The sequence below is a fragment of the Cellulosimicrobium sp. SJTW-1 genome (assembly GCF_047716875.1).
Classification (GTDB): Bacteria; Actinomycetota; Actinomycetes; order Actinomycetales; family Cellulomonadaceae; genus Cellulosimicrobium; species Cellulosimicrobium funkei.
This window is the reverse complement of sequence record NZ_CP136680.1, coordinates 3,700,431-3,721,234: the sequence shown is the minus strand read 5'-3', so window position 1 is coordinate 3,721,234 and position 20,804 is coordinate 3,700,431. Positions and strand designations below refer to the sequence as shown.

The 20,804-nt window shown below is 75.1% G+C and carries 19 protein-coding genes; 8 read left to right on the top strand and 11 right to left on the bottom strand.

The features are described from left to right. The 3 genes from RSE42_RS16735 to RSE42_RS16725 all read right to left on the bottom strand — a co-directional run bounded on the left by RSE42_RS16735 (position 1) and on the right by RSE42_RS16725 (position 2,737). On the bottom strand, positions 1 to 1,164 hold the full coding sequence (locus RSE42_RS16735; protein WP_415297229.1) for a GNAT family N-acetyltransferase: 1,164 nt from the start codon (positions 1,162 to 1,164) through the stop codon (positions 1 to 3). Next, positions 1,161 to 2,345: a GNAT family N-acetyltransferase gene (locus RSE42_RS16730; protein ID WP_415297227.1), complete on the bottom strand. Its 1,185-nt coding sequence runs from the start codon at positions 2,343 to 2,345 to the stop codon at positions 1,161 to 1,163. The genes RSE42_RS16735 and RSE42_RS16730 overlap by 4 nt, the downstream gene beginning before the upstream one ends. Positions 2,346 to 2,470: 125 nt before the next feature. Next, positions 2,471 to 2,737, bottom strand: a complete 267-nt coding sequence (locus RSE42_RS16725) for a GlsB/YeaQ/YmgE family stress response membrane protein (RefSeq protein ID WP_009865881.1) — start codon at positions 2,735 to 2,737, stop codon at positions 2,471 to 2,473. Between the two features lie 171 nt (positions 2,738 to 2,908). Here RSE42_RS16725 and RSE42_RS16720 point away from each other — a divergent pair, with 171 nt between their 5' ends. Beyond that, positions 2,909 to 3,286 carry an RNA-binding S4 domain-containing protein gene (locus tag RSE42_RS16720; protein WP_034651673.1) on the top strand — a complete coding sequence of 126 codons (378 nt, stop codon included), beginning with the start codon at positions 2,909 to 2,911 and terminating at the stop codon, positions 3,284 to 3,286. Between the two features lie 151 nt (positions 3,287 to 3,437). Here RSE42_RS16720 and RSE42_RS16715 read toward each other — a convergent pair whose 3' ends face one another. From RSE42_RS16715 to RSE42_RS16705, 3 genes are all read right to left on the bottom strand, one after another. Beyond that, the gene (locus RSE42_RS16715; protein ID WP_021483737.1) at positions 3,438 to 4,175 is read right to left on the bottom strand and encodes a lytic polysaccharide monooxygenase; all 738 of its coding nucleotides are present in this window, start codon (positions 4,173 to 4,175) and stop codon (positions 3,438 to 3,440) included. A gap of 241 nt (positions 4,176 to 4,416) precedes the next feature. Next, positions 4,417 to 5,166 carry a lytic polysaccharide monooxygenase gene (locus RSE42_RS16710; protein ID WP_034651675.1) on the bottom strand — a complete coding sequence of 250 codons (750 nt, stop codon included), beginning with the start codon at positions 5,164 to 5,166 and terminating at the stop codon, positions 4,417 to 4,419. Positions 5,167 to 5,544: 378 nt separating this feature from the next. After that, a complete protein-coding gene (locus tag RSE42_RS16705) occupies positions 5,545 to 6,126 on the bottom strand; it encodes a 1-acyl-sn-glycerol-3-phosphate acyltransferase (protein ID WP_081895778.1) in 582 nt (193 codons plus the stop codon). Positions 6,127 to 6,268: 142 nt separating this feature from the next. On the opposite strand from RSE42_RS16705, the gene RSE42_RS16700 reads away from it, so the two are divergent. From RSE42_RS16700 to RSE42_RS16690, 3 genes are read left to right on the top strand one after another with little or no spacing between them, the layout of a single operon-like run. Next, positions 6,269 to 7,483 carry an ROK family transcriptional regulator gene (locus tag RSE42_RS16700; protein WP_415297223.1) on the top strand — a complete coding sequence of 405 codons (1,215 nt, stop codon included), beginning with the start codon at positions 6,269 to 6,271 and terminating at the stop codon, positions 7,481 to 7,483. Then, entirely contained in the window at positions 7,480 to 8,418 is a 939-nt protein-coding gene (locus tag RSE42_RS16695; RefSeq protein ID WP_415297221.1) for a polysaccharide deacetylase family protein, read from the top strand. Before RSE42_RS16700 ends, RSE42_RS16695 begins: the two co-directional genes overlap by 4 nt. Then, positions 8,415 to 9,857 carry an MFS transporter gene (locus RSE42_RS16690; protein WP_415297219.1) on the top strand — a complete coding sequence of 481 codons (1,443 nt, stop codon included), beginning with the start codon at positions 8,415 to 8,417 and terminating at the stop codon, positions 9,855 to 9,857. The genes RSE42_RS16695 and RSE42_RS16690 overlap by 4 nt, the downstream gene beginning before the upstream one ends. Positions 9,858 to 9,992: 135 nt before the next feature. On the opposite strand, the gene RSE42_RS16685 is transcribed toward RSE42_RS16690, so the two are convergent. Beyond that, positions 9,993 to 10,532, bottom strand: coding sequence for a MarR family winged helix-turn-helix transcriptional regulator (locus RSE42_RS16685; RefSeq protein ID WP_415297217.1), 540 nt, complete (start codon positions 10,530 to 10,532; stop codon positions 9,993 to 9,995). 90 nt (positions 10,533 to 10,622) lie between these two features. Between RSE42_RS16685 and RSE42_RS16680 the strand changes: the two genes are divergently transcribed. Then, positions 10,623 to 11,570, top strand: coding sequence for an LLM class flavin-dependent oxidoreductase (locus RSE42_RS16680; protein WP_415297215.1), 948 nt, complete (start codon positions 10,623 to 10,625; stop codon positions 11,568 to 11,570). Further along, a complete protein-coding gene (locus RSE42_RS16675; RefSeq protein WP_415297213.1) occupies positions 11,567 to 13,906 on the top strand; it encodes an LLM class flavin-dependent oxidoreductase in 2,340 nt (779 codons plus the stop codon). Before RSE42_RS16680 ends, RSE42_RS16675 begins: the two co-directional genes overlap by 4 nt. A 116-nt stretch (positions 13,907 to 14,022) precedes the next feature. Here the strand turns inward: RSE42_RS16675 and RSE42_RS16670 are convergent, their stop codons facing one another. Then, positions 14,023 to 15,240, bottom strand: coding sequence for a benzoate/H(+) symporter BenE family transporter (locus RSE42_RS16670; protein WP_415297211.1), 1,218 nt, complete (start codon positions 15,238 to 15,240; stop codon positions 14,023 to 14,025). A gap of 83 nt (positions 15,241 to 15,323) precedes the next feature. On the opposite strand from RSE42_RS16670, the gene RSE42_RS16665 reads away from it, so the two are divergent. Then, positions 15,324 to 16,022 carry a helix-turn-helix domain-containing protein gene (locus tag RSE42_RS16665; RefSeq protein WP_415297209.1) on the top strand — a complete coding sequence of 233 codons (699 nt, stop codon included), beginning with the start codon at positions 15,324 to 15,326 and terminating at the stop codon, positions 16,020 to 16,022. Here the strand turns inward: RSE42_RS16665 and RSE42_RS16660 are convergent. From RSE42_RS16660 to RSE42_RS16650, 3 genes are all read right to left on the bottom strand, one after another. Next, complete coding sequence (locus RSE42_RS16660; protein WP_228485085.1) at positions 15,982 to 17,265, bottom strand: PrsW family intramembrane metalloprotease; 1,284 nt, start codon at positions 17,263 to 17,265, stop codon at positions 15,982 to 15,984. The two genes, RSE42_RS16665 and RSE42_RS16660, sit on opposite strands and share 41 nt — an antisense overlap. 105 nt (positions 17,266 to 17,370) lie before the next feature. Then, complete coding sequence (locus RSE42_RS16655) at positions 17,371 to 17,790, bottom strand: hypothetical protein (protein WP_034652356.1); 420 nt, start codon at positions 17,788 to 17,790, stop codon at positions 17,371 to 17,373. Between the two features lie 530 nt (positions 17,791 to 18,320). Beyond that, positions 18,321 to 19,322, bottom strand: a complete 1,002-nt coding sequence (locus tag RSE42_RS16650) for a LacI family DNA-binding transcriptional regulator (protein WP_144679847.1) — start codon at positions 19,320 to 19,322, stop codon at positions 18,321 to 18,323. A 191-nt stretch (positions 19,323 to 19,513) separates the two neighbouring features. Between RSE42_RS16650 and RSE42_RS16645 the strand changes: the two genes are divergently transcribed. Then, positions 19,514 to 20,803 carry an ABC transporter substrate-binding protein gene (locus tag RSE42_RS16645; RefSeq protein ID WP_043660009.1) on the top strand — a complete coding sequence of 430 codons (1,290 nt, stop codon included), beginning with the start codon at positions 19,514 to 19,516 and terminating at the stop codon, positions 20,801 to 20,803. The last annotated feature ends 1 nt before the right edge of the window (position 20,804 follow it).

The following is a 20,804-nucleotide window of genomic DNA, read 5'->3' as shown; positions in this document are numbered from 1 at the left end:
TCAGGGCGCGCTGCCGCGGTCCGGTGCGTCGAGCACGAGCTGCCACTCCGCCTCGACGCCCGTGGGCGCGAAGCCCAGCGCGACGTTGATCGCGAGCATGTGCCGGTTCTCCTCGGCGTTCCACGTGTGCACGCGACGCGACGACGGCCGGGCGCGCGCCAGCTCGTCGAGCACGGCGACCTTGACGAGCAGGCCCAGGCTGCGCCCGCGGTGCTCGCGCAGCACGAGCGTGTCCTCCTGGAACACGACCTCGGCCCGGTCGAGGGGGTACGCGACCATCGAGAACGCGGCGAGCGTGCCCGTCGCCGTGTCCTCCGCCGCGGCGACGACGTAGCCGCGGCCCCGGTCGCGGATCTCCCGGGAGAAGGTCCGGACGCGCTCCGCGTCCCACGGGTCCTCCGCGAGGTCGAGGCCCCCGCTCGGGGCGTCGGTGCTCATGCGCGTCTCGAGCACCGCGAGCTGCGCGAGCCACTCCTCGGGGACGTCGTCCGTCCACACGTGCAGGCGGTACCCGACGGCCCGCGCCGTCGCCGCTTCTCGCAGCGGGTCGAGCACGGCGGGCGGCACCGGGAGCGTGAGCACGGAGTGCCGCATCACCTGCTCGAGCGTGAAGCCGCGGTGCAGCGCGAAGGTCGTGGCGTCGTCGTGCGCCGGGACGCGCCCGCTGCCCGTGGGCGCCTCGATCGCACCCGGGCCGGGCGGCGGCTCCGGCGCGAAGGACGAGTCGGACTGGACCACGCGCCGCCCCTCGGCGCGCACGACGTCGAGCGCCGCCTCCCACAGCGCCGCGCCGACGCCGCGGCGCCGGTGCGCCGGGTCCACGCCGACGTAGACGAGCGCCGTGTGCGTGTTGCCCTGCTGCGGGAGCGCCACCATCGACCGGCCGACGACGTCCTCGGGCCGAGGCGTCGTGCCGTGCGGGGCGTCGTCGAGCACCGCGACCCACCGCAGCACGCGGCGGTAGCCGGCGCTGGCGACGGTGGACGCGACCGTCGCGGCGTCGAGCGCGAGGTCGGTGTGGCCGTGGATCGCGCGGTCGATCGCGTCGCCCACCCGGACCGTGCCGTGGACGGCCCACGCGTCGGGCGCGTCGAGGCGCCCGGGGACGGGCTCGATGCGCACGCGCCCGTCGCGGGTCGTGGGGGTGGTCGGTCCTGCGCTCACTCGGCGCCCACCGGCGTCGTCCGGCGCTGCCACGCGGCCCACACGCCCGCGGGGCGGAAGCCGAGGGCGACGTTGATCGCGAGCATGTGGTCGTTCTCCTGCGCGTTCCACGTGTGGACGCGCCGGGCGCCGGGGCGCTGCGCCGCGAGCGCGTCGAGGTTGGCGACCTTGACGAGCATCCCGAGGCGGCGCCCGCGGTGCTCGCGCAGCACGAGCGTGTCCTCCTGGATCGCGAAGTCCTCCCGGCCGCGCGGGTGGACGAGCACGGTGAACGCCGCGAGCGTGCCCGACGGCACGTGCTCCGCGGCGCACACGAGGAACGCGTCGTCGTTCTCCGCCTGCTGCTGCACCCACGTCCGCACGCGCCGCGCGTCCCACGGGTCCTCGCCGTAGTCGACGCCGCCCGTGGGCGCGTCGGTGCTCATGCGCGTGAAGAGGACCGCCACCTGGTCGGCCCAGGCCTCCGGGACCTCGTCGGTCCAGGTGTGCAGGCGGTAGTCGCTGCCCGCCGTGGCCCGGGCGTCCTCGCGGTGCGCGTCGAGGACCGCGGGCGCGACCGGGAGGTCGAGCACCGAGTGCCGCTCGACCTGCTCGAGCACGTACCCGTGGGCACGCAGGAAGCGCGGTCCGGGCGCGTCCGCGGGAACCCGGCCGGCGCCCGTCGTGGCCTCGAGCGTGCCGGGACCGGGCGGCGGCTCCTCGCCGTGGTTCGTGTCCGAGAAGAGCACGGTGCGCCCCGCGTCGAGGTTCAGCCGCTCGCCGAGCGCGAGCAGCGCGCCCCCGATGCCGCGGCCGCGCTCGGCGGGACGCACGACGACGTAGGACTCGCCCAGGTGCTCGTTGCTCGTGACCGGGCGGGTCATGAAGAGGTGCGCGACGACGTCCGCCACCGCGGGCGGGACGCCCTGCCCGTGCCACGCGGCCGCCGCGGGGGAGCGCACGACGACGAACCGGCGCTTCGTGGAGTACTCCTGGTGGGCCATGCCCGTGAAGATCTCGCGGGGCGGCAGCGCGAGGTCGTCGTAGCCGTGCACCTCGAGCTCGTGCTCGCGGCCGACGTCCGCGACGGCGAGGTAGGCCCACGCCTCGGGAGCGTCGAGCGACGCGGGGTGCGGGGCCTCGACGAGCGTGTACCCGCGCGGGAGGGAGACGTCCGGGACGGGAGGGGCGACGGCGCTCATGGGTCCAGCGTGTCCGGCGCACGGGCGGCGCGTCCACGGCAATACGCCCGGGGACGCACGGACGGCCCGGTCCCTGAGGGGACCGGGCCGTCCGGGGAAGCGGGCCGCCGGTGCGGCCGACGCCGTCAGGCGCGCTTGCGGTTGGTGAACCAGGACCAGATGAACACCACGATGATGGAGCCGATGAGCGCGAAGCCCCACGTGCCGAGGTCGAAGAACTCCTCGTTGACGTCGGTGCCGAACACCGCCGAGGCGATGAACCCGCCGAGCAGGGCGCCCACGATGCCCAGCAGGAGGGTGACGATCCAGCCGCCCTTCTGCTTGCCCGGCACGATCGCGCGGGCGATGGCACCCATGATGAGGCCGATGAGGATCCAGCCGATGATGCCCATGTCACGCTCCGTTTCCCGTAGGGACAGATCCGGCCAAAAGGACTCTTGCCCCGAATGACCTGACACCACCGTGGCACGGGCGCCCGGACCTCGCACGCCGACGGCGGTCTGCCGGGGTGCGGCCACCCCGCCGGCACCGCGCCCTGCGCGGTCTCGTAGGCTCGGAGGGTGGTGACGACCGAGGCGACGAGCGCGCGCGTCGACAGCTGGCTGTGGGCCGTCCGCGTGTTCAAGAGCCGCTCGCAGGCGACGGCCGCCGTGAAGGCGGGGCACGTGCGCGTCAACGGCGAGCGCGCGAAGCCCGCGACGAGCGTGAAGGTGAAGGACCGCGTCGTCGTGCGGGGCGGTCCGGTCGAGCGGATCCTCGTCGTCGAGAAGGTGCTCGTGAAGCGCGTGTCCGCGACCCTCGCCGCGACGGCCGTCGACGACCAGAGCCCGCCCCCGCCGCCGCGCGAGCTGACCGTGCGCGTCGCCGTCCGGGACCGCGGTGCCGGGCGCCCCACGAAGCGCGAGCGCCGCGACCTCGACCGGCTGCGGGGCCGGGGCTGACCTCGGGCTGCCGCCGACCCGCGCGACCGCGCCTCGTGCGCCCAGCCCGCCCGACGCGCAGGACGGCCGGCGGTCGCGTGCGAGCACGCGTCCGCCGGCCGTCGGCAGTGCTGTCGGGATCGCTCCCGGGATCGCTCCCGGGATCAGCAGGTCAGCAGGCTCCGAGGTCCTTCCAGACGCCCCACTGGCCGCTCTGCGACGGGTTCTCGCCCGTCGTCCACCACTTGGCCTGGTAGTTGCGGCCGGAGTAGGAGACGTTCGCCCCGCCGACGTAGGCGGCGCTCGCCGACCAGGCGGGAGCCGTGCACGTGCCGGGGTTGCCCGGGTTCCCGGGGTTGCCGGGGTTCCCGGGGTTGCCCGGGTCGGTCCCGCCGCTGCCGATCTTCAGGTCGACGCAGTTGTAGAACGCGTTGACCGTGTTCGACACGTTCCAGCGCGCGAGGATCGTGTGGTTGCCCTCGGGCAGGCCCGTCAGGGTGTGGGAGATGTTGCTGGGCGGCTGCGCGCCGTTCTGGTTGAACGTCTTGAACAGCACGCCGTCGACGAAGTACTCCCACGTGCTCGTGTTGTGCGCCGCGGTGAGCTTCCACTGGAACGTGACCGACGTGCCGGTCTGCGTGCGGGGCCAGGGCTTGCTCGAGTCGTCGAGGATGCTGAAGCCGCTGCCGCCCGAACACTGCATCGAGCCCTTGGGCGCCTCGACGGACTGGGGCTCGTACTTGATCGAGCCGCAGTCGAAGGACGTCGTGCCCTTCGCGCAGTGGTCCTGCCGGCTCGGCGGCGACGTGATCCAGCCGTGGGCGCTCGCGCTCGGCGCGACGGCCACGGGCGCGATGATCGCGACCGCGCCGACGACGGCTGCCAGGAGTACCGCTCTCAGTCTTCGCATGAGATGTCTCGCTCTCCATCCGGTGGTGCATGGGTCCTGCGGCGCGCTTCCTCGCGGGCCGCTTCTCGGATCGGGCACCTCGACGCTACGAAACGCGCGGAGAGCCGGACAATTGGGCAAAGCCCGTACGTGCTTCCGCGTACGCGCGCCGGGCGCGCCCTCGTCGCCGGGTCGGCGACGCACGACGGCGGGTGGTCTCGCCCGTCGGACGAGACCACCCGCCGTCGCGGGGTTCAGCAGGTCAGCAGGCGCCGATCAGCTTCCACGGACCCCATGCCTCGGAGCCCGGGACGTTGTTCTGCGTCCACCACTTCGCCTCGTACACGTTGCCCGCGTAGGAGACCTTCGCGCCGCCCGTGTAGGTCGACGTCGCGGCCCACGCCGGGTCCGCGCAGGTGCCCGGCGTGCCGCCGCCGGGGGTGCCGCCGCCCGGGGTGCCCGGATCGGGCGTGCCCCCGCCGGGGTTGGTGCCGTCGGCCGTGACGGTCAGGTCCACGCAGTTGTAGAACGCGTTGACCGTGTTCGACACGTTCCAGCGCGCGAGGATCGTGTGGTTGCCGAGCGGCAGGCCCTTGAGGGTGTGCGAGATGTTCTTGGGGGGCTGGACGCCGCCGCCGTCGAACGTCGCGAAGAGCTGGCCGTCGACGAAGTACTCCCACACGCTCGTGGCGTGGTTCGCCGTGAGGTTCCACTGGAACGTCACGTCGCGGCCCGTGGTCGTGCGGGGCCAGGGCTTGCTCGCGTCGTCGAGGATCGCGTAGCCGCTGCCGCCGGAGCACTTCATCGAGCCCTTGGGGGCCTCGACGGACTGCGGCTCGTACTTGATGGAACCGCAGTCGAAGGACGTGGTGCCCTTCGCGCAGTTGTCCTGCCGGCTGGGGGGAGAGGTGATCCAGCCGTGCGCCGAGGCGCTGGGGGCGATCGCGATCGGGGCGATGATCGCGGTCGCGCCCACGACGGCGGCGAGGAGCGCCGCGCGGAGTCGCTTCATCGGGGGACTCGCTTCCTAGGTCGGGGAGGGCCGACGTCGTGCGGAGCCCGCACCGTCGACCGTGACGAGGGGGACCGTAAGCAGGTGGAGGACGAGGCTCCAACGCCTACGCAGGGCCGCTCCGGAGTACGGGATGTCCCGTACGCGACGTCCTGCGGAGGGCGTCTTCGTGCGGCTGGACCGGGGTCCGCGACCCCCTCGCGACGTGCCTCGGGCATCCGTCCGGCGGGTGAAAAGTGTGGGGACTACGTAGGGCGCCGGGACGCCGGACGAGACGGCGGCCCGAGCTGGACGAGCGTCCGAGAACGAGGGCGTCGGACGACCCACGGACCCGGGCGTGGGGGCGCGCGCGAGAGCGCGTGCCGGGGTCGCGGCCCGTCAGGCGGGCGCGTCCTCCTCGCGCAGCCGCGGCTCGGTGCGCAGCGCGGGCCGGAGGCCGGACTTGTCGGCGTAGAACGCGCGCACGACGTCCATGTCGGCGCGGACGTCACCGGTGAGGTCGATCGACGGGCCGAGGCCCGTCGTCATCGTGGTGCGGTCCACGTAGCCGAGCGTGACCGGCAGGTGCGCCTCGCGCGCGATCCGGTAGAACCCCGACTTCCAGTACGACCCGGCGCCGCGCGTGCCCTCGGGCGTGACGACGAGCGAGAAGACCTCGCCCGCCTGGAGGCGGCCGACGACGTCCGCCACGACCCGGCTCGGGTCGCGCCGGTCGACGGGGATGCCGCCCAGCGCGCGCATGACCGGGCCCGCGGGACCGGCGAACAGCGTGTGCTTGCCCAGCCAGCGCACGTGGATGCCGGTGCTCCACGCGATCGCGAGCATGAGCACGAAGTCCCAGTTCGACGTGTGCGGGGCGCCGACGAGGAGCGTGGGCCGGCTCGTGTCGTACGGCTGCGAGCGCAGCCGCCACCGGCTGGTCGCCCAGAAGGCGCGGGCGAGGGCTCGGCGGATCACCACGTCACGGTACAGGGTGGGAGCGCGGGGCCGCCGTCGACAACCACAGGCAGCGCGGTTAGTCTCCGGCGGGTAGGGAACTTCCCGCCCTACCTGCTCGGCCCGGACATGTCTGCTCGACCACCCACTGCTCGACGGAGACCAGATGGACACCACTCCCGCCGGAACCCCCGCCCTCCTGCGCACCCTCAACGCGCGCGCCGTGCTCGACGTCCTCGGTACCGGCGCGCAGGTCGCCCGACCCGACGTCGTCGCGGCGACCGGCCTGTCGAAGACGACCGTCGCGCAGACCCTGCGCGCGCTCGAGGCGACGGGCGTCGTCACGGAGGCAGGGCTCGACCGGGACCGTCGCGGCCCGGCCGCGACGCTGTACCGGGTCGACCCGGACTACGCGTTCGGGCTGGGGATCGACGTCGCGCGCGACCGCGTGCGGGTCGCGCTCGTCGACGTCACGGGAGCGATCCGTGCCCGCGCCGAGCGGCGCGACGTCAGGCCGACCCCGACGGCGCGCGCCCGCGCCGCCGCCGAGCTGGCCCGCGCGTGCGTGACCGACGTCGAGGCCCGGCTGCCCGAGGGCGCGAGCGTCGAGGTGACGCGCGCCGTCGCGGCGGTGCCGTCGATCGTCAGCCCGGACCACGCGACGATCCGCCGGGTGCCGGGCTTCGAGAAGGGCGGCACGGACCTCCACGACGCGCTCGTCGACGCGCTCGGCTGCCCGGTGACGCTCGAGAACGACCTCAACCTCGCGGCGCTCGCGGAGCAGCGCGACGGCGTCGCGGCGGGGGTCCGGACCTTCGTCGTGCTGGGGCTCGGCGACGGCTTCGGGGCCGGACTCGTCCTCGACGGTCGCCTCCACCGTGGTGCGGCGGGCGGTGCGGGCGAGGTGTCCTTCCTCCCGCACCCGGGGCGGTCGCTCGGCTCGGAGACGCTCGGGGCGTCGTCGATCGCGGCCATCGCGAAGGAGAACGGCCTCCCGGACGACATCGCCGTCAAGGACCTCGTGGACCGCGCCGAGCACGGTGACGGCGCGTCGTGCGACGTGCTCGACGAGGTCGCGGAGCGCATCGGCGTCGTGGCGGCTGCGGTCGCGCTCGTCGTCGAGCCGGAGCTCTTCGTGCTCACCAACCACGCCGCACGCCCGCCGATCGCCGAGCGCGTGCAGCGGTTCCTCGGCGAGAAGCTGGCCGTGCTGCCCGTGCGGGTCGTCCCGTCCGAGCTCACGAGCGACGCCGTCGTCGTGGGGGCGGCCCGGTCCGCGAGCGACGCGCTGCGCGACGAGGTGTTCCGCGCCGCCGCGGCCCACTCCGCGCCGGGCGAGGGCGGCGACGCCGACGGCGAGCGCGCGGAGGCCGCGTCGTGACCGAGCCGGGCGGCCCGCCGTCGGACCTGGTGTCCCGGCTGGGCCTCGCGGACGACGCGCGCGCCGTGATCCTCAACGCCGACGACTACGGCATGTGCCGGGCCGCGAACCGCGCGATCTCGGAGCTGCTCCTCGCGGGGCACCTCGACTCCGCGACCGTCATGGTGCCGTGCGGCTGGGCGCCGGACGCGCTCGCGTTCGCCGCGGCCCACCCCGTCGACGTCGGCGTCCACCTCGTGCTCACGAGCGAGTGGACGCGCTACCGGTGGCGGCCCCTCACGGGGACGGGGACGTCGCTCGTCGACGACGCGGGGTACTTCCCGCGCGACGTGCGCACCGTCGAGCAGCAGGCGCGCGCCGAGGACGTCGCGGTCGAGCTCGCGGCGCAGCTCGACGCGGCGCTCGCCGCCGGGGTCGACGTCTCGCACCTGGACAACCACATGGGCTCGGTCTACGGGCTCGAGACGGGGCGCTCGTTCCTGCCGCAGGTGTTCGAGCTCGCGGCCCGGCACGGGCTGCCGTTCCGCCTGCCGCGCACGACCGACGGGATGCTCCTGCCGCCCGGCGACTTCCAGCCGCTCCTCGACGAGGCGACCGCGGCGGCCGACGCGCTCGGCGTCGTGCTCGTCGACCGCCTGTGGACGCACCCGTTCGAGCTCGCGGGCGAGGGCACGGACGACGCAGAGGCCTACGAGGATGTCCGCGACGGCTTCCTCGACCTGCTGCGCCGCGTGCCGGCCGGCGTCACCGAGATCTACCTGCACCCCATGCTCGACGACGACGAGCTCGGCGACGTCGCCGACTACGCCGCGCCGAAGCGCGGGTTCGAGCACCGCCTCCTCGCCGACCCGGCCGTCGCGGCCGTGGTCGCCGAGGAGGGCCTCGTCCGCGTCGGCTGGCGCGACCTGCGCGCGGTCCAGCGGGGCGAGCGATGAGCGCGCCGTTCGGGACGCCATCGGGCACGGTGCCGAGCGGGGGGCTGCTCGCCCGCGTGCGCGACCGCCGCCTCGTCGGCGCGGCCACGCGCGCGCAGACCGTCGCCTACGGCGCGTCCGCGTTCCCCGCGAACCTGCTGCTCCAGACGTTCTCCGCGTTCGTCGTCTACTTCTACGTCGACCACCTCGGCGTGCCCGCCGGCTGGGTCGCGGGCGCCATGGTCGCGCACGGCGTCCTCAACGCGGTGCTCAACCCGCTCGTCGGCGCGGCCTCCGACCGGCGGCGCACCCGCTGGGGCCGTCGCGTGCCGTGGATCGGGCTCGGCGTCGTGCCGCTCGTCGTCGCGTTCGCGCTCGTGTGGATGCCGCCCGCGCTGAGCCCCACCGGGCTCGTGGTGTGGTTCCTCGTCGTCGTCGCCGTGTACGACGTCGCGTACGTCGTCGTCGTGCTCAACGTCTCGGCGCTGTTCCCCGAGATCTTCCGCACGACGGCGGAGCGCGCCCGCGGGAACGCGCCGCGCCAGATGTTCGGCCTCGTCGGCATGATCCTCGGCACCGCCGGCGCCCCGCTGCTGTACGGGACGCTCGGGTGGACGTGGATGGCGCTGCTCCTCGCCGTCGTGAGCCTCGGGTTCTTCGCGTGGTCCTTCGCCGGCATGGTCGAGCGCCCCGTCGACGTCGCGGCGGTGCGCGAGCGCGAGGCCGCCGTCGGGCTCGGCGCCCAGCTGCGCTACACGTTCGCGAACCGGGCGTTCGTCACCTACGTGCTCGGCTCGCTGCTGCTGCAGAGCACCACCGCGATCGTGCTCGCCGCCGTGCCGTTCTACGTGCGCTACGTGCTCGGCGGGGCGGAGGCCGACGCGACGTTCCTCCTCGCGCCGATCTTCGTCGCGGCCATCCCGGCGATCGTCGGGTGGTCGTGGGTCGTGCGCCGCATCGGCCCGCGCTCCACGATGCTGTGGGTCGTCGCCGTGTACGGGCTCGCGACGTGCCTCTACCTCGTGCCGACCACCGTGCTCGGCGCCGCGCTCGCGGGCCTCGCCGTCGGCGTCGGCGTGGCCGGGCTCATGCAGGTGCTCGAGGTCGCGCTCGCGCAGGTCATCGACGACGACGAGCGCCGCACCGGCCTGCGCCGCGAGGGCATGTACTTCGGGGCGAACGGGTTCGTCGTGCGCGGGTCCGTGATCGTGCAGGCCGTCCTCGTCGCGGCCGTGCTCTCCGCGAGCGGGTATGTCGAGGGCGCGGGCGACGTCGTGCAGCCCGATGGCGTCGCGACGGGCGTGCGCCTCCTGCTCGGCGGCGTCCCCGTCCTCATCGCCGCGCTGGCCTTCGTGTGCTTCTGGCTCTACCCGCTGCGCGGCCGTGACCCCGAGGGCACCGACGCCGCCCTCGCCGACGCCGACGCGTCACCGACCGCCGCGGACCCCCTCCCGAGGTAGCCCCCCGCCCCGCGAGGTAGAGCCGGAGTCGCGCGAGGTAGAGGCCCGGTTGCGCGAGGTAGAGCCGTGGTCGCGCGCGAGGCGCACACGGCTCTACCTCGGCTGACCCTGGCTCTACCTCGGCGGACCCTGCCTCTACCTGGGCGGGGTGGTGGTGCCGCCGAGGGTGTGCTCGGCGACGGCGCACGGGTCGGTGCCGGCGTCGATGTCGCGGAGGTCGCACGCGACGCGGCGCATGAGGGTGCGGAAGGTGCCGCGCTCGTCGGGCGAGAGCATGTCGAGGAGCTCCTCCTCGGCATCGTGCACGGCGGCGGCCCACCCGGCGAGACGACGGCGGCCCTCGGGCGTCGCGACGACGCGGCGCGCGCGCCGGTCCGCGGGGTTCTGCTGCCGCTCGACGAGCCCGGACGCGACGAGGTCGTCGACGAGGTACGTCATGACGGTGCGGTCGATGCCGTGGTGCTCGGCGAGCGCGAGCTGCGTGGGGTGGTCGCCCTGCGCCACGGTCACGAGGACCTGGTAGCCGCGCGTGCCGTGCGGGACGTCGTCGAGCGCCTGCTCGACGGTCGCGCGGTAGGCGCGCAGCAGGACGCCGAGGTGCCAGCCGAGGTCCTGGAGGCGGCCGGGGAGCTCGGCCGGGCCGGTGGGTGCGGCGGTCGTCGCGCTCGTGCTCATCTGCTCAGGGTACCGCGGGAATGCGGTTGCACCACCTATCTGTTCTCGATATGTTCTGCTCAACAACGTATCTTGAGATCGCGAGGAGCCATGCCCGACTACGGCCACGACCTGCGCTTCGGGTCCTTCGTCACGCCCACCGCCGCGGCGCCCCAGCAGGCGGTCGCGCTCGCGCAGCTGTCCGAGGAGGTCGGCCTGGACCTCGTGACCTTCCAGGACCACCCGTACCAGGCGGCGTTCCTCGACACCTGGACCCTGCTGTCGTGGGTCGCGGCGCGCACCGAGCGCATCCGCCTCGCGGGCAACGTGCTCAACCTGCCGCTGCGCCCGCCGGCCGTGCTGGCGCGCGCCGTCGCGAGCCTCGACCGGCTGTCGGGCGGGCGCGTCGAGCTCGGCCTGGGCGCGGGCGGGTTCTGGGACCCGATCGTCGCGATGGGCGGCGAGCGCCTCACGCCGGGGCAGTCCGTCGACGCGCTCTCCGAGGGCATCGACGTCATCCGCGGGCTGTGGGACACGACGACGCGCGAGCGCCTGGAGGTGGGCGGCACGTACCACCACGTCGACGGCGCCAAGCGGGGCCCCGCCCCCGCGCACGACGTCGAGATCTGGGTCGGGGCGCTCAAGCCCCGCATGCTGCGCCTCGTCGGCGCGCAGGCCGACGGCTGGCTGCCGTCGCTCGCGTACCTGCAGAGCTTCGAGGCGCTCGCGCAGGGCAACGCGACGATCGACGCCGCCGCGCAGGAGGCGGGCCGCGACCCGCGCGCGGTGCGCCGCCTGCTCAACGTCGGCGGCCGGTTCACCGCCGACGGCGGCGCCGGGTTCCTCCAGGGGTTGCCCCGGCAGTGGGCCGAGCAGGTCGCCGAGGTGACGCTCGAGCACGGCGTGTCCACGTGGATCGTCGGCGGGGACGACCCGACGACGCTCGCCGTCGTGGGCCAGGAGGTCGCGCCTGCCGCGCGCGAGCTCGTCGCGGCGGCGCGCGGCGCGGCCGACGGCCCGGCACCGGTCGCACCGACCGACGGCGGGGCCCGCGCATGACCGACTACGGCCACCCGCTCCGGTTCGGCACGTTCGTCACGCCGTCGGCGCAGGACCCGGAGGCGACGGTCGGGCTCGCGCGCGTCGCGGAGGACGCCGGCTATGACCTCGTGACGTTCCAGGACCACCCGTACCAGCCGCGCTTCCTCGACACGTGGACGCTGCTGTCGTACGTCGCGTCCGCGACGGAGCGCATCCACGTCGCGCCCGACGTCGTCAACGTCCCGATGCGGCCGCCCGCCGTCCTGGCGCGCGCGGCGGCGAGCCTCGACCTGCTCTCCGACGGGCGCGTCGAGCTCGCCCTCGGGGCGGGGGCCTTCTGGGACGCGATGGAGGCGATGGGCACGCACCGGCTCACGCCGGGGGAGTCCGTGGACGCGCTCGCCGAGGCGATCGAGGTCATCCGGGCGATCTGGGGCGAGGACGGCGACGGTGAGCTGTTCGTCCCCGGCCGGCACCACCGGCTCGACGGCGCGACGCCCGGCCCGGGCACCACGCGCCGCATCCCGCTGTGGCTGGGCGCGCTCGGCCCGCGGATGCTGCGCCTGGTGGGGGAGAAGGCCGACGGCTGGCTCCCGTCGCTGGGCCGTGTCGGCCTGGACGGGCTGCGCGCGGGCAACGCGCGCATCGACGAGGCGGCGGCCGCCGTCGGGCGCGACCCGCGCGAGGTGACGCGGCTGCTCAACGTGTCGGGCACGTTCGAGGCGGACCCGGGAGCGTCCGGCCTCGGGGGCGCCCCCGACCTCTCCGGGCCGCCCGAGGCCTGGGTCGAGCGGCTCCTGCCGCTCGTCCTCGACGAGGGCGTCTCCACGCTGGTCCTCGCGACCGACGACGAGCGCACCACCCGCCGGTTCGCGGACGAGGTCGCGCCCGCCCTGCGCGACGCCGTCGACGCCGCGCGCGCGGAGCGGGGCACGGACACGTCGCGCGTCGTGCCGCTCGCCGTGCGGGCCGCGCGTCGCGACGGCATCGCCTACGACGACGTCCCCGCCTCGCTCGCGGAGCGCGCCGTCGAGCCGGGCGACGCCGCGTACGCGGGCGTGCGCTCGAACTACCTGCGCGGCGGCTCGCCGGGCCTCGTGCTGCGCCCGCGCGACACCGCGGAGGTCGTCGAGGCGCTCGCCTTCGCGCGCGCCCAGCCGGTGACGCGCCGGGTGCCGCTGTCCGTCCGCTCTGGCGGGCACGGGATCAGCGGGCGCTCGACGAACGACGGCGGCATCGTCCTCGACCTCGCCGCGCTCGACCAGGTGGAGGTGCTCGACGACGCCGCGCGCCTCGTGCGCGTCGGCCCCGGCGCGCGGTGGGGCGGCGTCGCGGCGGCGCTCGCGCCGCGCGGCTGGGCGATCACGTCGGGCGACTCCGGCGGCGTCGGGGTGGGCGGTCTCGCGACCGCGGGCGGCATCGGCTTCCTCGGCCGGGCGCACGGCCTGACGATCGACCACGTGCGCGCGGTCGAGGTCGTCCTCGCGGACGGCTCGGTCGTGCGCGCGAGCGACGACGAGAACACCGACCTGTTCTGGGCCGTGCGCGGCGCCGGGGCGCAGGTCGGGATCGTCACGTCGTTCGAGCTCGTCGCGGACGAGGTGTCCGCGGTGGGGTTCGCGCAGATGGTGCACGACGCGTCGGACCTCGCCGGGTTCCTCGAGCGCTGGGGCGCCACGGTGGAGGCCTCGCCGCGGGACACGACGAGCTTCCTCATCGTGGGGCGGCCGCGACCCGGGCAGCCCCTCGTCGCGCAGTCCATGACGATGGTCGACTCCGACGACCCGGACACCGTCCTCGCGCGGCTCCAGCCGTTCGCGGCGATCTCCCCGCTGCTCGCCCGGGCGACGGCGCAGATCGTGCCGTACGACGCCGTCGTCTCGGCGCCCCCGCCCGGCCCGCACGGGGGGCAGGGCGAGCCCGTGTCGCGGTCCGGGCTGCTGGAGCACCTCACGCCGGAGGCGTCGGCGCGTCTCGCGGGCCTCGTCGCGAGCGGGGACACGTACTTCTTCCAGATCCGCTCGACGGGCGGTGCGGCGTCGGACGTCCCCGCCGACGCGACCGCGTACGCGCACCGGTCCGCGAACTTCTCGGTCGTCGCGATGGGGGCGAGCCGGTCCCGTCTCGACGCGCGGTGGGACGCGCTCGCCGACGTGTTCGACGGGATGTACCTCAGCTTCGACACCGACCTGCGCACCGAGCGCGTGACGGACGCCTTCCCGCCCGCGACCCTGGAGCGGCTGCGCGAGGTCAAGCGCCGCGTGGACCCGACGAACGTCTTCCGCGACAACCTGCCCGTCCTCGGGCCGCACCCGACGGACGAGCCCGCGCCCGCCGTCGTCCCGCCGAGGTAGAGCCCCGGTCCGCCGGCGTAGAGCCCCGGTCCGCCGAGGTAGAGCTCCGGTCCGCCGAGGTAGAGGCGTGGTCACGACCACGCCTCTACCTCGCGCTACCAGGGCTCTACCTCGCGCTACCGGGGCTCTACCTGGGGGCTACCGGGGCTCTGCCCCGGGGTGGGTGCCCGACGGCGCAGCGTGAGCACCGCGTGGACGGCGAGGCCCGCGAGCACGGCCCAGAACGCGGCGCCGATCCCCGCGACGACCGTCCCGCTCGCGGCGACGAGGAACGTCACGACGGCCGCCTCGCGGCCCCGCGGCTCGGCGACCGCGCCCGCGACGGCGGCCCCGAGCGTCCCGACGAGCGCGAGCCCGGCGGCCGCCTCGACGAGCCCGGCCGGCGCGGCCGCGACCAGCGCGGCGAGGCCGGCCGAGCCGACGGCGAGCACCAGGTAGGCCCAGCCCGCGGTGTGGGCGGCGACCCAGCGCCGTCGGGGGTCGGGGTGCGCCTCGGGTCCCGCGGCGAGCGCGGCGGAGATCGCCGCGAGGTTGATCGCGTGCCCGCCGGCGGTGGCGCCCGCGAGCGTCGCGAGGCCGGTGACGGTCATGGTCTCGCGCCACGGTACGCGGTAGCCGAACGAGGCCATGACCGCGACGCCGGGGACGTTCTGCGACGCCATCGTCACCACGTAGAGCGGCACGGCGAGCCCGACGACCGCCTGCCACGACAGCGTCGGGACGGTGAGGTCGAGGCGGGGGACGGCGTCGGCCCAGGCGAGGGTGCCGCTCCCCACGGCCTCGTACCCGACGATCGCGAGCGTGACCGCGAGCGCCGCCGGCGCGGCCCAGCGCGGCGCGAACCGCAGCAGCACGAGCCACGTGAGCACGACGGGCGCGACGAGCAGCGGCGTCGTGACGAACGCCCGGACGGGCGCGAGGCACAGCGTGAGCAGCACGCCCGCGAGCATCGCCTGGGCGATCGGGGTGGGGATCGCGGCGACGAGGTCGCCGAGGCGCGGCCAGAGCGCGGTGAGCAGCACGAGCCCGCCGACGACGCAGAACGCGCCGACCGCGGCGGGCCAGCCGCCCGCGACCGCGCCCGTGCTGACGAGCAGCGCGGCCCCGGGCGTGGACCAGGCGAGCGTGAGCGGGGTGCGGTGGCGCGTCGTCAGCCAGAGGATGCCGACGGCCTGCGTCACGCACAGGGCGAGGAGCCCGGACGCGGCCTGGTCGGGCGTGGCGCCGACGGCGCGCAGGCCGGCGAGCACGACGGCGAACGAGCTCGTGAAGCCGACGAGGGCCGTGACGAGCCCGGCGAGGACGGGGCGCAGGCGCTCCGGGTCGGGTTCCATGCTGCTCCAGCGGACGTGCCGAGCCGTTCTGTTTGCGGAACGCTACCAGAGTGGCCTGGGTCACGGCCGGTAGGCTGCCGCGCGTGAGCGACGGGGGAGCGCAGGCGAGCGCAGGAGCGGGCACAGGGGCGAGCGCGGGGGCGAGCGCAGGGCCGGACGACGCCCCGGGTGGTGGTGCCCCCGCGCCGTCGGACCGCCGCGGGGACGAGACGCTCGCCGCGGTCGCCGCCCAGATCCGGGCGCTGCGGGCCGAGCGCGGGCTGTCGCTGTCGGCGCTCGCGGCGGCGGCGGGCGTCGGGAAGGGCTCGCTCTCCGAGATCGAGCACGGCGCGCGCAACCCCACGCTCGCGACGCTCTACGCGCTCGCCGGGGCGCTCGGCGTCCCGCTCGCGACGCTCCTCGCCGAGCGACCGGGCTCGGAGGTGTCGTCCGAGGGCGTCCGGGCCCGCCTCCTCGACGCCCACCACCTGCCCGACGGCACCGCCGTCGAGGTCTACCACCTGCACCTCGAGCCCTCCGCGGACCGCACGTCGCCGCCGCACGGGCCGGGCGTCGTCGAGCACCTGCTCGTGACGTCCGGCCGCGTGCGCGCGGGGCGTCGTGGCGCGGAGGCCGTGGTGACCGTGGGCGACGAGCTGCGCTGGGTGTCGGACGCCGAGCACTCCTACCGGGCGCTCGACGGGGCGCCCGTCGACGCGGTGCTCGTCATCCGCACGCTTCCGCGACGCGGCGAGCGGCCCGCTACCGCAGGCCCGGTCCCGGCGCCCACGCGCCGGACGTGAACCCCGACGGCGCGCCCGGCGACCACGGGGCCGGCGGCGGCTGCGGGGCCCGGACGAGGAACGCCTGGCGCGCCGTGAGCATGAGCTGCAGCAGCGCGCGCCGCTGCCCCTCGACGCGCCACGCCTCGACGGCGCCGCGCTCGACCCGGTCGTGGAGCAGCGCGAGCTCTGTCGCGGCCTGCTGGTAGTCGCGCATCGCGTGCGCGGCACCCGCGCCACCGGTGCGGCGGGCCCAGTCGCGCGCCTGGCGGCGCGCGGCGAGCGTCGACAGCATCGCGAGGTCGGCGGGCGTGACGAGGCCCGTCGGCACGTAGGGCACGAGCTGGCGCTGGATCGTCGCGACCGTGCGGCGTCGGTCCCGGACGAGCAGGACGACCAGCGTGACCAGCACCCCGAGCCCGGCGAGGTACGCGACCCCGAGCGCGAGCGGGCCGAAGCCGGTCGAGGCGTTCCACAGCATGTGCAGGGCGATGGCCGCGGCGAGACCGCCGAGCGGCGCGAGCACGCGGCGCGGCCCGGGCGGGCTCGTGGCCGCGCTCGCGACGCCGAGGCCCGTGAGCGCCGTGCACAGCGGGTGCAGCAGGGGGGTGACGATGGCTCGCAGCACGAACGTCGGGCCGAGCGTGCCGTCCTGCGCGGCCATGATGAAGTACGTGACGTTCTCGACCGCGGCGAACCCGAGGGCGACCATCGCGGCGTAGATCACGCCGTCGGTCCAGCCGTCGATCTCGTGGCGCCGGAACCAGAGCATCCCGAACAGCACCGCGCCCTTGAGGATCTCCTCCACGAACGGCGCCCCGAACGACGCGACGACGTACCAGCCGACCTCCTCGCCGAACAGCGGCGCGGTGAGCAGCTCCAGGCCGAGCGTGTTGAGGATGCCCGCGACGAGCGTCGCGATCCCCGCGCCCCACAGGAACGCGACGACGAGCGCGCTCGGCGGCTCGGGCTCGAGGCGGTCGAGCGCGAGCACGACGGGCACCCAGATGCCCAGCGGCACGAGCGCGAGCAGCAGCCCGACCGTGAACGTGCCCACCCCGGACAGCGCCGCGAGCACGAGGCCCACGAGCAGGCACAGGCTCGCGACGGCGATCGTCACGATGACGCCGACGCGCGCGCGGCCCGGCGGCCGGCCCTCGAGCACGGCGCGCGGGTCGAGCGGGACGGCGGCACCCGCCGGGCCCAGCGGGTGCGGAGGCTGCTGGGGCGGGGGGACGGCCGGGCCGTGCGGCGGGAAGGTCACGGGCGGTAAGGCTACGCACCCGGCGGCCGACGCGGGAAGGCGCCCGCCCGGCGCGCCGCGCGGCAACCGGGGGAGGTCGCGCCACGCGGTGGCCGGGGGGTGGGGCTACGCCGCGACGTCGTACCCGGAGCGCAGGCCGCCCCGGCGGCGGACGGTCGCGTCGTCGGGCACGATCTCGTCCGGCGGGACGACGGCGCCGGCCTCCACGAGCACCCGGCGCCCGACGCGCGCGCCGCTGCCCACCCGGGCACGGTCGCCGACGCGCGCCTCGGGGGCGATGCGGACGTTGTCGCCGACGCGGACGTCGCGGCCGAGGACGACGTCCCGGTCGATCCAGGTGCCGTCGCCGAGCCGGCAGCCGTGGCCCACCACGGCGCCCTTCTCGACGTAGGTGCCCCACCCGACGGGCACGGACTCGGGGACGCGGGCGTGGGGCGACACGAAGCCGCCGCCGGTGTGACGGTCGTAGTGCATGATCTCGCCGAAGTCGTTCTCGACCTGGACGCGGCGTGCGAGGCGGGCCACCTGACCTCCTCAAGGTCTGTCGACAGTGGTACTGGTGACATAACGACGACGAGGCGCCCAGGATTCCGACGCCGTCACCCCTCCGAGGTAGAGCCCTGGTCCCGCGGGGTAGAGCCGCGGTCCCGCGAGGTAGAGCCCTGGTCGCCGGGCCGACGGCGGAGGTCGCCCCGCCTTTCGTGCCCCGCAGGCGAGAACCGCCCGGGCGACCTCCCGCGGCGGCGCCACGGTCGCCGGGCGCGGACCGACCGCCGTCGTGCCGAGCAGGTGGATTGGGCGCGTCCTGGCCGACGGACGAGCCGGAACCGCCTGCTCGCTCTGCCGGGATGGCCTGGTCGGCCCGCCCCCGTTCCCGACGGGCGACCTGGCCGCCATGGGTGCCCGGCCGACGTCGGGCGCGGTCAGCCTGGACGCCCGCGGTGAGCCTGCGGCGTCGGGCGTGACCTCGGCTCTACCTCGCGGGACCTCGGCTCTACCTCGGCGTGACCTCGGCTCTACCTCGCGACGGCGGCGCCGTCCTGCGGGCCGATGGGTCAGACGGCGCGGGTGGTGCCGCGGACGACGAGGGTCGTGGGGAGGCGGACGTGGGGGTCGCGCGTCCGGCCCTCGACGAGGTCGACGATGAGGCGCAGGGCCTCGGTGCCCATGCGGTGGATGGGCTGGTCGACGGTCGTCAGGGGCGGGGTGGTGAGCGCGGACTCGGGCACGTTGTCGAAGCCGATGACGGAGACGTCGTCGGGCACGCGGAGGCCGAGCTCGGCGGCGACCTCCATGGTGCGGATCGCGGAGAGGTCGTTGGCGGCGAAGATCGCGGTGGGGCGCTCGGGGAGCGAGAGGAGCTCGTGCGCGGGGGAGTCCGCGAGGTCGGGGCGGTAGCCGCCGACGCGCACGAGGTCGGGGTCGAAGGCGATGCCCGCGTCGGCGAGCGCCTCGCGGTACCCCTGCTCGCGCAGGCGCGCGGACTCGAGGTCGGGGCGGCCGGCGAGGAAGCCGATGCGGCGGTGGCCGAGGTCGAGGAGGTGCTGCGTCGCGGTGCGGCCGCCGGCGAGGTTGTCGGAGTCGACGGTCGGGGGGTCGGACGGGCCGCGGTGCGGGTCGACGGCGACGACGGGGATCGAGCTGCCGCGCGCGACGACGGTGGGCGTGACGAGGATGGCGCCGTCGATGAGGGTGCCGCCGAGGCGGGACAGGGAGCGCTGCTCCCAGCCGACGCGGTCGTCGCGGCGCAGGCCGCCGGAGTAGGCGAGGAGCTCGTACCCGGTCCCGTCGACGGCCTCGGAGATGCCCTTGAGCAGCTCGGTCGAGAACGGCTCGAACTCGGCGACGAGGATCCCGATGACGTTGGTCTTGCTGCTCCGCAGGCTCCTCGCGACGATCGACGACTCGTACCCGAGGTCGTCGATGACCTGCTGGACGTGGCGGGAGGTCTCGGGCGCGACGCCGTAGCGACCGTTGATCACCTTGGAGACGGTCGCGACGGAGACGCCGGCGGTGCGCGCGACGTCGCCGATCGTGACTCTTCCCGTGGAGCGCATGGGGATGACAGTAGCCCCTGGCGAGGGCGTCCGGAGGCCCGCGCCACGTCGTGTGTAAAACGTTATCGATATCGATTGACACGACCCGGTCGCGCCTGCCAGAGTCGCTACCGGCGGCCCCACAGCGGTGGCGGCCCGGCGCGCTCGAGGCAGCGTGCGCCCCGGTGCGACTCGACGAAGAGGACGGAACGATGAAGTCTCGGAAGCTCCTGACGGCGACCGCCGTCGCCCTGGCGGGCACGCTCGTGCTCACGGCCTGCGGAGGCGGAGGCGACTCCGGCTCGGACGACGGCTCGGTCTCGATGACCTTCTGGCACAACTCCACGACCGGTGAGGGCAAGGCCTACTGGGAGGAGACGGTCGCGGCGTTCGAGGAGGCGAACCCCGGCGTCACGATCGAGATCCAGGCCATCCAGAACGAGGACATGGACGGCAAGCTCCAGACGGCCCTCAACTCGGGCGACGCGCCCGACATCTTCATGGCGCGCGGCGGCGGCAAGCTGGCCGACGTCGTGGAGGCCGGCCAGGCGATGGACCTCACCGACGCGATCGACGACACCACGCGCGAGGCCGTGGGCGACGCGGCGCTCAGCGCCTTCACGGTCGACGGCAAGGTCTACGGGATGCCGGTCTCGATCCTCCCGGGCGGCGTCTACTACAGCGAGGACCTGTTCGAGCAGGCCGGCGTGACGGCGAACCCGACGACGATCAGCGAGCTCGAGGGCGTCGTCGACCAGCTCAAGACCGCGGGCGTCGCGCCGATCGCGCTCGGCGCGAAGGACGCGTGGCCGGCCGCGCACTGGTACTACTTCTTCGCGCTGCGCGAGTGCTCGCAGGACACCATCAACACGGCGGCGAGCGAGCGCAGCTTCGACGACCCGTGCTGGCTCAAGGCCGGCGAGGACCTCCAGGCGTTCGCCGAGACGGAGCCCTTCAACCAGGGCTACCTCACGACCTCCGCGCAGCAGGGCGCGGGCTCGTCCGCGGGCCTCATCGCCAACCACCAGGCCGCGATGGAGCTCATGGGCGCGTGGAACCCCGGCGTCATCGCGTCTCTCACGCCGGACGAGAAGCCGCTCGCGGACCTGCAGTGGTTCCCGTTCCCGGCTGTCGAGGGCGGCGACGGCGAGCCCGGCGCCATGATGGGCGGCGTCGACGGCTTCTCCTGCTCGGCCCAGGCTCCCGCCGAGTGCGCGGAGTTCCTCAACTTCATCATGTCGAAGGAGTCGCAGGAGGCGTACGCCACCGCGTTCCACACCCTGCCCGCGAGCAAGGAGGCGCAGGGCGTCGTGACGGAGCCCGCGCTCGTCTCGATCCTCGAGGCCTACAACGAGGCGCCGTACGTCACCGTCTGGCTGGACACGCTGTTCGGGCAGAACGTCGGCAACGCGCTCAACACCTCCGTGGTCAACCTGCTCGCCGGCAAGGGCACGCCGCAGGACATCGTCGACACGACGAACGCCGCAGCGGCCAAGGAGTAAC